The organism is Streptococcus oriscaviae (assembly GCF_018137985.1).
In the GTDB taxonomy this organism is placed as follows: Bacteria; Bacillota; Bacilli; order Lactobacillales; family Streptococcaceae; genus Streptococcus; species Streptococcus oriscaviae.
Genome location: NZ_CP073084.1, coordinates 2,067,601 through 2,080,278 on the forward strand (window position 1 = coordinate 2,067,601; position 12,678 = coordinate 2,080,278).

Here is a 12,678-nt window from a genome sequence, read left to right on the forward strand (position 1 = left end):
TTTTAGCAGACGTTCGTTTGGTAAAACAATCAAAATCATCTATAACAAATAGTCAAAATGCTGATTTGACGGGGTTTTTGAGGCCTTGTCGAGTCGGCATTTTTTTGATTTTTCGATGTTTTAGTTAACGAACGTTAACTAAAACACGCACAAACCCTATTGTAGCAGGAGTTTTGAGGGGGTTGGGGATTAGGAAAAAGCAGAAAATAAGGATAGATATTGATAAAATTATAAAAATGTCATACACAACTTCAAGTTGATAGAAGTCGTCATTGCTCAACTCCTATCAAGCACATTCAAAAGAAGTTGAAGATAAATTAGTTTGTCTTGGGCTTTTTGTGCTTGATGGGAGTTTCTTTTTTAAATTATAGAGAAAGGGAAGCGCCCGTGAGGGCGCTGTGGTGAAAACCATGAAAAATAAAAAAGCCCTCGCGGGCGTATTGTTGTCAGTAGGTCTAGCTGGGGGGATTGTTGCCCCAGCGGTTGCATCAAAGTTTGACGCGACTACCCCTGTTGTTTATGCGCAGGAGCAGACGACAACAACAGTTACGGTCGGTCATTTTATAGAGGGGAAAGGAACAATAAATAGAGAAGTCTACTCGCTTGCTCCGGGCGAGAGTATGACTGTCGCTAGACTCAATGAGTATGAGTTGATTGAGTGGTCGTATTGGGGAGAGCGTAGCTCTGCTATTCTCTCGTCAGGGACGTCAAATTCCGTAACCATAGAATATGATCAGGCGTTGGCTGTTTCAGGAATTCATGTGCTTTTTATGTATCAGGCACCAACCACCGAAGCTCCAACGACTGAAGCTCCGACTACGGAAGCACCAACCACGGAAGCTCCGACCACGGAAGCTCCGACCACCGAAGCACCAACGACCGAAGCACCAACGACCGAAGCACCAACGACCGAAGTGCCAACCACCGAAGCTCCGACTACGGAAGCTCCGACTACGGAAGCACCAACCACAGAAGTTCCAACGACTGAAGTGCCAACTACTGAAGTTCCAACGACTGAAGTAGCAAGCACTGAGGCTCCAACTACCGAGGTTCCAACCACCACTGAAGTGCCAACCACCGAAGCTCCGACTACGGAAGCACCAACCACAGAAGTTCCAACGACTGAAAGCCAAAAAGCGACCATTTCCTTTGACCTAGCAGGCGGAAGTCTTAACGGTCAAACAGGAACGGTGGCTCTAGAGGCTAAGGTGGGTGAAACAATCACCCTGCCTGAAGCACCAGTGAAGGAAGGCCATACTTTCCTTTACTGGAAAGGGTCTGTCTATAAGGCTGGGGCTCAGTACGTCGTGACAGGTCCTAAGACCTTCACAGCGGTGTGGGAGCCGGTAGCTGCACCGACCACCACAACAACTTCTGCAAGCAAAACGCCTAAGAAAATCCTGCCAGCAACAGGGGAAGCAAGCTCTCTTTTAAGTCTGGCTGGACTTGGCCTTGCTGGTTTCGCTGGATTCCTAGGATTTAAACGCAAACAGAACTAAAGTAACCTATAATCACTGCTCTATCTTTATAAGGTAGGGCAGTTTTTTTACATAAAAATAAGAAAGGGGATTAACCTGAGTAATATCCATCACAACCACCCAGAACAAAGAATAAACAGCACGCCAATCTCTTTTTGTTCGTATCAATAGAAATATTAAAACGTGGTATAATAGTCAATGAACAGTAAGGTCGTTTTTAAGCAGTTAATTGTGCAGTCAAAAGCAGAATAGGAGGCAGCTTGTGGCTTTTATCGAGGTGAAAAAGAGTTCAAAATTTTATCAGATGGGCGATACCGTCATTGCCGCCAATAAGGAGATAAGCTTTGAGATTGAAAAGGGAGAGCTGGTGATTATTCTAGGCTCATCCGGAGCAGGAAAATCAACCCTCCTCAATATTTTGGGTGGAATGGATACCAATGATGAGGGGCAGGTGCTGATTGATGGGGTGGATATTGCCCAGTTGAGCAGCAAGGAGCTGACCAATTATCGAAGGGATGATGTGGGCTTTGTTTTTCAATTTTACAATCTAGTTGCCAACCTCACCGCCAAAGAAAATGTTGAATTGGCTGCTGAAATTGTCAAGGATGCCATGGATGCTGAAGCTATTTTGGAACAAGTTGGTTTGGGGCATCGGCTTCACAATTTTCCTGCCCAACTTTCAGGCGGTGAACAGCAGCGGGTTTCCATAGCCAGAGCCGTTGCCAAAAGACCTAAAATCTTACTCTGTGATGAACCGACCGGGGCCTTGGATTACCAAACGGGCAAACAAGTCCTTCAAATCTTACAGAATATGGCTCGTAAGCAAGGAACAACGGTCATCATCGTGACCCACAATAGCTCGCTTGCGCCGATTGCAGACAGGGTAATCCGCCTGCGAGATGCCCAGGTATATACGGTTGAGTGCAATAGCCAACCGCAGTCTATTTCAGATATAGAATATTAGAGGCGACTATGGCAAAGAAAATCTATTGGAAAGATGTTGGCAGTGCTTTTTTCTCTTCCAAGGGGCGGTTCTTCTCTATCTTCAATCTGATGATGATTGGCTCCATGGCCCTGATTGGTCTCAAGGTTACTTCGCCCAATATGCAGCAAACTGCCCAAGCCTATATTGAACAAACAAATGGTATGGATTTGGCAGTGATGTCTGATATGGGGCTGAGCAAAGAAGACCAGAAAGAGTTAGATGGGATAGAAGGTGCCCATGTTGAATACGGCTACCTGAAGGATGTCACACTTGATAAGACTGGTCAGGCAGTCAGACTCTTTTCAGAGAGCCAGTCTATCTCCTTACCTCAGGTTTTATCAGGACGCTTGCCTTCCAATCAACAGGAAATCGCTCTTTCTCAGAGTTTGAGTTCTGACTACCAGATTGGAGATCAGATACAATTTCTGGAGTCGGACAAGTCCAGCAAGGTTCTCAAACAAACCAGCTTTAAGGTGACGGGATTTGTAGCCTCTTCAGACATTTGGGGGCAGTTGATTATGGGAGCTTCGAGTGCGGGTTCTGGTCAGTTGGCAGCTTATGGCTACGTTGATCCAAGTGTTTTTGACTCTCCTGTCTATATGATTGCCCGTATCCGTTATGATGATTTGGCTGGTCTGCCTTACTACCAGTCAGCATACAAGGATAGGCTCTCTGCGCACCAGAAGGAGCTAGATAAGTTGCTGGCTGATAATGGCAATCAGCGGCTGAAACAGATAAAAGCAGAAGCTCAAACAGAGATTAAGGAAGGGCAGTCAGAAATTGAGCAAGCCCAGATAGAACTAGCTGATGGCCAAGGTCAGCTTCAATCCAGTCAGGCTGATTTAAAAGAAGCCCAGAACAGTCTGGCTCAGGCTCAGCTTCAACTTGCACAAAAATGGGCTGAGCTTGAAGAAGCACAAGCCCAGCTTACACTCAACAAAGAAAAGCTTGATCAGACCAAAGCCGAATTGGACAGACGCAAGCAGCAGTTGGATGAAACCGAGAGCTTCTTTGAGGTTACCCAGTCGGAGTTGGATGGAATGGCCAGTCAGCTTGCCCAAGCCAAAAGTCAATTGGAGGAAACCAATCGGGCCCTATCGCAAGAAGGAGCAGCCCTATCGGCAGCGCAGGCTAAATGGTATCAAGCCCAGCAAGCCCTGAATCACGACATTGAAAATCGCTTAGTTGTAGGTGAAACCTTGGCAGACCACCCTGACCTTCTTGCAGCTCAAGAAGACTTGGATAGGGAGAAAGCAGGTTTGGATCAGGCCATGGCAACCTATCAACAGGCACATGAGGCGTATCAGGCCGGCTACGGTCTATATGAACAAAAAGAGCGTAGCTACCAGAAGGGATTGGCAGATTACCAAGAAGGCTATGCCCAGTACCAAAAAGGTCTGACAGACTATGAACTTGGCTATGCCCGCTATCAGGAAGGGCTGTTAGCCTATCAAGAAGGACTTGCCCGTTCCCAACAAGGGGAGCAAGAACTCCAGAGTGCTCAAGAAGAACTGACTCGTCAAGGGAATCAGTTACAGGCTGCTAGCCGCCAACTGGAGCAGGCTCAGACCGACTTTGATGAAAAGAAGGGGCAGGCAGAACAAGAGATTGCTCAGGCTAAAGATGAGCTGAATCAGGCCCAATCTGACTTGAGTCAATTGGCGACACCATCTTATCAAACCTACACCAGAAGCAGTCTACCGGGAGGAGAAGGCTTTACTACCTACGACAATGCGACAGACAGTGTGTCGGCGGTGGGCAATGTCTTTCCGCTTGTCTTATATCTGGTGGCAGCTTTAGTAACCTTTACGACCATGACCCGATTTGTTGACGAAGAGCGAACCAAGGCTGGGCTTCTCAAGGCCTTGGGCTACACCGATCGTCAGATTATCGCTAAGTTTGTTCTCTATGGTCTTGGCTCAGCCTTAGCAGGAACTGTGGTTGGGATTGTGGCAGGCAATTTTCTTCTATCTCCGATGATCAGCTCTGTGATTTCTTCCAGTACAGTCATCGGTCGTGTTCAGCTCTATTTTTATCCCTTCTGGACCGTGATGGCCCTTGTTTTAGCTCTGGTATCTGCGGTTCTTCCAGCCTATCTGGTTGCGCGCAAGGAATTGTTGGAAAAACCAGCCTACCTTTTGTTGCCTAAGCCTCCAGTGGCGGGCTCCAGTATCCTGTTGGAGAAGCTGCCCTTTATCTGGGAGAGATTGAGCTTTGCCCATAAGGTGACTGCTCGCAATATTTTCCGCTACAAAAAACGGATGTTCATGACCATCTTTGGTGTAGCAGGAACCGTTGCCCTTCTCTTTGGCGGCTTGGGGATTCACTCGTCCATTTCCGGCGTGGTAGATACCCAGTTTGGCGACATCATCCATTATGATATGATTGTGGTGGAAAATAGCAGAGCGGCTCAGGAAGACCAGCAAGAGCTGGAGGAAGCCTTGACTTTGGAGCAGGTCACTACCAAGCAGCCTGTGGTCTTTGAAAGTCTGGATGCTGAAGAAGTAGGTGTGACCCTCAATCTGTTGGCCAGCAATCAATCAGATATCGGCGGCCTTCTTTCCCTACGACAAGCAGGAAATGGTCAGACCATAGAGTTGCCAAAGAAAGGCGCGATTCTAACAGAAAAAATAGCTCAACTTTACGACGTAACTGTCGGAGATGCTATTTCCTTAACCATAGCTGGAAAAACAGTGCAGGTTGAGATTGCTGGTATTGCAGAAATGTATGCTGGCCACTTTATTTATCTCTCCTCGGACTACTATGAAGCGTTAACAAACCAGCCCTATCAAACAAATGCCTACCTACTCCAGCTACGCAATAGAAGCAGCGAAAAGATTGAAAAGATAGCCAGTCAACTCTTTGCCCTCAAGGGAGTGGTGGCACTTGTTCAAAATACCTCTCTGATTTCTATGCTGGAAACAGTAGCGGAATCGCTCCAGTCTATCATGGTCATCCTCATCGTCTTATCCACCCTGCTCGGCTTAGTCATCCTCTATAACCTAACCATCATCAATGTGGCTGAACGGATTCGTGAACTTTCAACCATCAAGGTACTGGGTTTCCATCATCAAGAAGTCACCCTCTATATCTACCGAGAAACAATCGTTCTTTCCCTCGTTGGAATGCTGCTTGGTCTTGGTGGCGGCATCTTGCTCCACCGGGTTCTGCTTCAAATCATCGGCTCAGTCAATATGATGTTTAAACCAGAAGTGACAATAGGGGTCTACCTGATTCCTATCCTTGCTATCATTGTGATACTGGCCCTATTGGGCTGGTATGTCAATCGCAAACTGCGCAAAGTAGACATGCTAGAAGCCCTAAAGTCAGTGGATTAACCTTTCTCATAAAAAGCGGTCAGACCAAGACGGTTCAAACTTGGTTTGGCCGTTTTTGGCGTTTTTGATTCTCTTTCTTTTTGGGGAGGAATGGTTTATAATAGAGTAAAATTTTTTCAGGGAGGAAGCATGAAAAAAATCAGTGATTTAGGTCTAACCGGTAAAAAACTGCTTAACCAAGGGAGTATTTTACTGATAGCGGGCTTGACCCTCATTGTGACTGGGGTTTGGCTGCCTATGCTGGCTATTCGCTTGGCCCTCTACGGTATTTTCTTCCTATCCTTGTTTGAACTGGTCATGCACCTATTGAAAAAGAGCAAGTCATCAGAAAGTATCCTTGTCTTAATAGGAAAGACCCTGCTTTTTGCCTTTTTGGCGGGCGCCGATCTAGCGGTTCAGCTCCCCATCTATCTGATGGCCATCTTCATCGGTTTTTATCAGCTTTTGACTGCAGTTGTGAATGTTATTACCTACATCCTCTACCGCAAGGATGGGGTGCGTCCGCGGATTCGTTTTTTAATGGATGGTATTTGGCTCTTAGCCATTTCAGTCCTTTCCTTCTTTTCCACCCAAGCTCACCTAACCTTACAGGCCGGTCTTGTAGGAGCTTACTTGGTACTCTATGGTCTGACCAATATTCGGGATGGATATTTCTTTGAACAGGCGCTTGAAAAGCAGGATTTACGGCGACATATTCGCATCCCCCTCCCCTTGTTTCTTGCAGCCCTTTTGCCGCGGGTTACCCTCCAGCGTCTCAATGACTTCTTGGCAGTCCATGAAGAGGGAACAGCCGCGGATGCCTATAATCGTTTCAAACAGGTGGCATCCGAGCCAGTCCTAGAAGTCTTTGTCCATGTCAAAGAAAGCGGTTTTGAAGCGGTTGGGCATGTTGATTTGAATTACAAGGGAACGGTCTATGGCTATGGTTCCTATGATATTGCTTCTGGACGCTTGGGCGGCAGCATCGGGGATGGTGTTCTTTTCCAAGTAGAACGAAATGCCTATATTGATTTTTGTAACAGAGAAGGCATGACCATGCTAGCCTACCAAATTCAGCTGGACGAGGAACAACAGGTAGCTATCGAGGAGCGCTTGGAAGAGTTGCACCAACTCTTGTTGGGCTGGCAGCCATCAGCGGAGCCTCTGGTAAAGGGAGCCGATGGAGGACTTCAAGCCAACTATACCTACCGTATGCAGGCGGCAACAGGTGTGCGATTCTATAAGTTTAAAAAATCTAAGTTCAAGACCTATTTTGTTCTATCAACCAACTGCGTGCTCTTGGCAGACTGGGTGGTAGGTCAGGCAGGTACAGATATCTTGGGAATCCGAGGTTTTATCGCACCGGGAACCTACCAGCACTATCTTGATGAAGAATATGAAAAGCCCCACAGCATGGTGGTGGCCAAGAAAGTCTATTACCGAACCTAGCCCTAGCTAGGTTTTTCTTTCATTTTTTAGTCCTCTCCCCCCTCAAACCTGCTAATTAGTGCTATAATAGAAGCATGACAAAAAACAGATTATTATTGATTGATGGCTCATCCGTAGCCTTTCGCGCATTTTTTGCCCTTTATAACCAAATCGACCGTTTCAAGAGTCCGACCGGTCTTCATACCAATGCCATCTATGGCTTCCATTTGATGCTGGATCAAATGATGAAGCGGATTGACCCAACCCATATTTTGGTTGCTTTTGATGCGGGGAAAACGACCTTCCGGACGGAGATGTATGCTGATTACAAGGCTGGACGCGCCAAGACGCCAGACGAGTTTCGGGAGCAATTTCCCTTCATCCGCCAGATGCTGGATGCTATGGGGATTCCGCACTATGAGTTAGACCAGTACGAGGCTGACGATATTATCGGAACCTTGGACAAAATGGCAGAGCGGACAGAAATTCCTTTCGATGTGACCATTGTCAGCGGTGATAAGGACTTGATTCAGCTGACCGATGACAATACAGTTATCGAAATCTCTAAAAAAGGTATGGCAGAATTTGAGGAATTTACCTCGGCCTACCTGATGGAAAAAATGGGAATCACCCCTCGGCAGTTCATTGATCTTAAGGCTCTGATGGGAGATACCTCAGACAATATCCCCGGTGTGACGAAAATCGGTGAAAAAACGGGTCTCAAGCTCTTGGCTGAGTACGGTTCGCTGGAAGGGATTTATGAGCAGATTGACCAGATGAAGCCTTCTAAAATGAAGGAGAATCTGATCAACGACAAGGAGAAGGCCTTCTTGTCTAGGACTCTGGCTACCATTGACACTCAAGCTCCGATTGCCATTGGCTTGGACGACCTGATTTATGGTGGGCCGGATGTGGAAACTCTTGGTCGTTTTTACGATGATATGGGCTTTAAGCAGCTGCGGGCTCAGCTCGGCAGTCAGGTGAAGCAGGAAGAGGTGCAGGTAAACTACACCAGTGTCACTCACATTACAGAAGAGATGCTGAACGCAGACCAATTCTTCTATTTTGAGATACTGGGAGATAACTATCACAAGGAAGACCTGGTTGGACTGGCCTGGGGCGATGAGCGAGCTATCTATGTAGGTGGCCCAGACTTGCTGGATAGCCCTGTGCTGAGAAATTTCCTTCAAGAAATACCGCTAAAAACCTATGATTTCAAGAGGGGTAAGGTCTTGTTGAGCCGTATGGGGATTGACCTATCACACCCTCGTTTTGACAGTCGCTTGGCCAAGTACCTGCTTTCTACTGTCGAGGACAATGAAATCACCACCATTGCCAATCTCTACGGCCAGACCCGTATCGATCCAGATGAAACTGTCTACGGTAAGGGAGTGAAGCGAGGTCTGCCGGAAACAGCCATCTTCCACCGTCATCTGGCTCAAAAACTACAAGTCCTACTGGAAACAGAGGCTCCGATGTTGGCAAAACTAGAGGACAACCAGCAGCTAAATCTTCTCTTTGATATGGAGTTGCCTCTGGCAAACGTCCTTGCCAAGATGGAGATTGCAGGCATCAAGGTCGAAGCCAGAACGCTTCAGGCCATGCAGGCAGAAAACGATCTCCTTATTGACCAGCTGACTCAGCAAATCTACGACCTGGCAGGAGAAGAATTCAACATCAACTCTCCAAAACAACTCGGTACCATCCTTTTTGAAAAGATGGGGTTGCCCTTGGAATTTACCAAAAAGACCAAGACAGGCTATTCAACAGCCGTTGATGTCTTGGAACGTCTGGCTCCAATTGCACCTGTGGTTTCTAAGATTTTGGAATACCGTCAAATCACCAAACTCCAGTCAACCTATGTCATTGGCTTACAGGAAGCGATTATGGCTGACGGGAAAATACATACCCGTTATGTTCAGGATTTAACCCAGACAGGACGGTTGTCCTCAACAGATCCCAACCTGCAAAATATTCCAGTACGTTTGGAGCAGGGACGACTTATCCGTAAGGCCTTTGTTCCGTCTTTAGAAGATAGCTTATTGCTGAGTTCGGACTATTCACAGATTGAATTGCGGGTCTTGGCCCATATTTCCCAAGACCAACACCTCATTGAAGCCTTCCAGCAAGGTGCAGACATCCACACTTCGACGGCTATGCGGGTCTTTGGTATTGAGAAAGCAGAAGATGTGACCCCGAACGACCGCCGGAATGCCAAGGCCGTCAACTTTGGAGTGGTCTATGGAATTTCCGACTTTGGCTTGGCCAATAACTTGGGAATCAGCCGCAAAGAGGCCAAAAATTATATCGACACCTACTTTACCCGTTTCCCAGGTATCAAGCAATACATGGAGAATATTGTTCGTGAGGCGCGGGATAAGGGCTATGTCGAGACCATCTATCACCGCCGACGCGAATTACCAGACATCAATTCGCGCAATTTCAACGTCCGTAATTTTGCAGAGCGTACCGCCATCAACTCTCCAATCCAAGGGTCAGCAGCCGATATTCTCAAAGTCGCCATGATCAATCTGGACAAGGCGATTGAAGATGCCGGTCTGAAAACGAGAATGCTACTCCAAGTACACGATGAAATCGTCTTGGAAGTTCCTATGGATGAGCTAGACACCATTCGCAGCTTAGTCAAGGAAACCATGGAGTCCGCCATTCGCCTATCGGTACCGTTGGTTGCTGATGAAAATGCAGGCCAGTCTTGGTATGAAGCCAAGTAACACGAATCAATAAGAGGAATTGTATGAAAAAGATACTTCTTTTAATCGGCTTATCCAGCCTTATCCTAAGCGCATGCGGTAAGGCCAATACAGACAGCAGCAGTTCTAGTTCAACAAGCACGAGCGAACTTCCGTCTGCCCTTTCTGCTCTGGAAGAAAAGAAAGATCCCACCGTGGAAACCCTCCACTACCTTGCCAATGCAGAGCGCCAAGTCATCAATCCCACACCGCCAGCTGATGAAAGCCAAAAAGGCCACAAAATTTACGCGGCCAACAATGGTGTTGCTGAAACAAACGAGGCCGGAGAAATCAAGGAAAATTTCCGTTATTATGATTTGCCAGCCAACTGGACACTCAACACAGAAAACACAGAAGACGAAACCGTTGCTGCAGTCTACGATGTGACAGATGGCCTGTCCAGATTTATGGTTCAGCTTTACAACCTCAATGCTTTCAACAAGTCACCGCTTGAAGAAGGGCGAAACATGACCTCGGAAGAGTTGGAAGTGCGCATGACGGAAACCAATCATGTGTTTAGCGAAAAAACCACCGCCACCATCGAAGGACAAGAGTGGCAGGTAGGACAAGCTCTGATGGTAGAGCAGAAGATGGCCCGTATCACCTTCTACCGGATGGAAAGCACAGGAGCTTATGATGACTCAGTTGTCGTCGGCTCTATCTATTATCCCTTGGATTCCGAAGGAGATCTCAAACGAGAATCCCTCAGCACCGCCATTGGACAGCTTAAGGATGTACTCTACCAAATATCCAAAAAATAGGAGAAGGGGCAGCCCCAGTTCTCCTAATGACCTAATCGGACACGAACACCAAACAAAATCTAGGAGGTTCCCATGACCTATTCTTTTCAAAATCCCAGTCAAGAAGTTATTGCAGATTATCTGAAGACTGCAAAAACCATTGCTGTCGTTGGCCTGTCCAATCGTGAAGAAACAGCAGCCTACCGAGTATCCAAACTCATGCAGGAAGCAGGTTACCAGATTCTTCCTGTCAATCCCAAAGCGGCAGGCAGCACTATTTTGGGTCAGCCGGTCTATGCCAGTCTTAAAGAGATTGACCAGCCTATTGACATCGTTAATGTGTTTCGCCGCAGCGAGTTTCTACCAGAAGTCGCGCGTGAATTTTTAGAAACGGATGCCAAGGTTTTCTGGGCTCAGTTAGGTCTAGAGAGCCAAGAAGCAGAAGACATACTCCGACAGGCAGGACGCACAGATATTGTCATGAACAAGTGTATCAAAATCGAATACCTAGAAATACAAGAAAGCTAGTCAGCGCGACTAGCTTTCTTATTTTTTCCCAACCTCTGAATGGCTGTAACCATAAAAGAAGTAAATGAGACTGCCAAGGACAAGAGCGACCAAAAAGGCTAACCAAGTGACTGGTGGATACTGGCTCATAAAGGAGAGGCAGATGATAATGGATAAGATAGGAAGGAGAGGCACTAGAGGTGTTTTGAACTGCCCTTCCTTTGGCAACCCCTCTACCTGACGAAGGCGGATGATACCGAGGGCCAAAAGGATAAGGTAGGCCAAGGTACAGATGTTGAGGAAAGAAGCGATGCTGGACAAAGGGAAGACTCCAGCACAGAGAGCAGCAAACATTCCGACTAAAATAGTAGCATTTTTAGGCACTAAGCTGGTTTTGGTCAGATGGCTGAAGGATTTCGGCAAAAGACCATCGCGACTGACACTATAAACCATACGAGAAAGAGCAAAGGTCATGGAAATGCAGACGGTAATCAACGTTAAGATGGCAACGACCGATACATAACTTGCTGCCCAAGAAAGGCCGACTTCACGCAAAGCAAAGGCCACCGCATCAGCTACATTGAGCTTGCTGTAATGAACCATACCTGTCAGCACCAGTGTGACGGTGATATAAAGAACGGTCACGATAGACAGGGAGAGGACAATGCCTTTTGGCACGGTACGATGCGGTTCTTTCACCTCATCGATGGTCATCGAAATGGACTCAAAACCTAAAAAGGCAAAGAACATGAGCGAAGCGCCTGCCATAATACCCGTTTGCCCACCATAAACCTGACCGAAACCAAACGGAGCAAAGGTTGCCCAGTTTTCTGGTTTGATAAAGAAAAGACCAGCAAGAATAAAAAGGGCAAGAGCGGAGAATTTTAAAACGACCAAAGCAGAGTTAAACCGCAGGGCTGCTTTAGAGTTGAGTAAGACTACTCCGGTAACAAAGACCAAGACAAGGATTGGTAATAGGTCAACATAGGTTCCCTCCTGAGGGTTGAAGGTTCCGTTAAGAGCTGTCGGAAGTGCCAGACCAAAATGGGCCAAGAGCCCTTTCAAGTAGGCTCCCCACCCCGCTGCAACACTTGATACAGCTGTCAAAAACTCCATGATGGTCAACCAACCAGCCAGCCAGGCCGGAAATTCACCAAAGACCGCATACAGATAGCCGTAGGCTCCTCCATTTGTCGGAATCCGCGATGCAAATTCCGCATAAAAGAGAGCCGACAAACCGACAGAAACAGCAGCGATCAAGATAGAGAGAACAAGGGAAGGACCAGCATATTCAGCCGCAGCAAAACCGGTAACTGTGAAAATACCCGTTCCCACCATAGAACCAATTCCTAATAAGATGACATCCATCAAGCCCAAGTGCCGTTTCATCAAACTCTTGCGACTTGACTCTAATTTCTTCCTAAACAGATTCACAAAAAACTCCTTTATTGACTATTTTTAGTAAAAGATAAG

At 46.9% G+C, this 12,678-nt stretch carries 8 protein-coding genes; 7 read left to right on the forward strand and 1 reads right to left on the reverse strand.

The annotated features are described in order from the left end of the window. Positions 1-410 precede the first annotated feature (410 nt). The 7 genes from INT76_RS10395 to INT76_RS10425 all read left to right on the forward strand — a co-directional run bounded on the left by INT76_RS10395 (position 411) and on the right by INT76_RS10425 (position 11,226). Positions 411-1,499, forward strand: a complete 1,089-nt coding sequence (locus INT76_RS10395) for an InlB B-repeat-containing protein (RefSeq protein WP_212573072.1) — start codon at positions 411-413, stop codon at positions 1,497-1,499. 241 nt (positions 1,500-1,740) lie between these two features. Next, positions 1,741-2,442: an ABC transporter ATP-binding protein gene (locus tag INT76_RS10400; protein ID WP_212570558.1), complete on the forward strand. Its 702-nt coding sequence runs from the start codon at positions 1,741-1,743 to the stop codon at positions 2,440-2,442. Positions 2,443-2,450: 8 nt separating this feature from the next. Beyond that, positions 2,451-5,801, forward strand: coding sequence for an FtsX-like permease family protein (locus INT76_RS10405; protein WP_212570560.1), 3,351 nt, complete (start codon positions 2,451-2,453; stop codon positions 5,799-5,801). 129 nt (positions 5,802-5,930) lie between these two features. Next, positions 5,931-7,229 (forward strand): hypothetical protein, encoded by a 1,299-nt coding sequence (locus INT76_RS10410; protein WP_212570562.1) that lies wholly within the window; start codon positions 5,931-5,933, stop codon positions 7,227-7,229. Positions 7,230-7,303: 74 nt separating this feature from the next. After that, positions 7,304-9,940 carry a DNA polymerase I gene (gene polA, locus INT76_RS10415; protein WP_212570564.1) on the forward strand — a complete coding sequence of 879 codons (2,637 nt, stop codon included), beginning with the start codon at positions 7,304-7,306 and terminating at the stop codon, positions 9,938-9,940. Between the two features lie 23 nt (positions 9,941-9,963). After that, positions 9,964-10,719 carry a glucose-6-phosphate isomerase gene (locus INT76_RS10420; RefSeq protein ID WP_212570566.1) on the forward strand — a complete coding sequence of 252 codons (756 nt, stop codon included), beginning with the start codon at positions 9,964-9,966 and terminating at the stop codon, positions 10,717-10,719. A 72-nt stretch (positions 10,720-10,791) separates the two neighbouring features. Further along, the gene (locus tag INT76_RS10425) at positions 10,792-11,226 is read left to right on the forward strand and encodes a CoA-binding protein (protein WP_212570568.1); all 435 of its coding nucleotides are present in this window, start codon (positions 10,792-10,794) and stop codon (positions 11,224-11,226) included. An 18-nt stretch (positions 11,227-11,244) separates the two neighbouring features. On the opposite strand, the gene INT76_RS10430 is transcribed toward INT76_RS10425, so the two are convergent. Beyond that, a complete protein-coding gene (locus INT76_RS10430) occupies positions 11,245-12,639 on the reverse strand; it encodes an amino acid permease (RefSeq protein ID WP_212570570.1) in 1,395 nt (464 codons plus the stop codon). Positions 12,640-12,678: the final 39 nt, after the last annotated feature.

Excerpts from the sequence above, each read along its gene's own strand:
- INT76_RS10395 (WP_212573072.1), top strand. The coding sequence starts at position 411 with ATGAAAAATAAAAAAGCCCTCGCGGGCGTATTGTTGTCAGTAGGTCTA.
- INT76_RS10405 (WP_212570560.1), top strand. The coding sequence starts at position 2,451 with ATGGCAAAGAAAATCTATTGGAAAGATGTTGGCAGTGCTTTTTTCTCT.
- INT76_RS10410 (WP_212570562.1), top strand. The coding sequence starts at position 5,931 with ATGAAAAAAATCAGTGATTTAGGTCTAACCGGTAAAAAACTGCTTAAC.
- polA (WP_212570564.1), top strand. The coding sequence starts at position 7,304 with ATGACAAAAAACAGATTATTATTGATTGATGGCTCATCCGTAGCCTTT.
- INT76_RS10420 (WP_212570566.1), top strand. The coding sequence starts at position 9,964 with ATGAAAAAGATACTTCTTTTAATCGGCTTATCCAGCCTTATCCTAAGC.
- INT76_RS10425 (WP_212570568.1), top strand. The coding sequence starts at position 10,792 with ATGACCTATTCTTTTCAAAATCCCAGTCAAGAAGTTATTGCAGATTAT.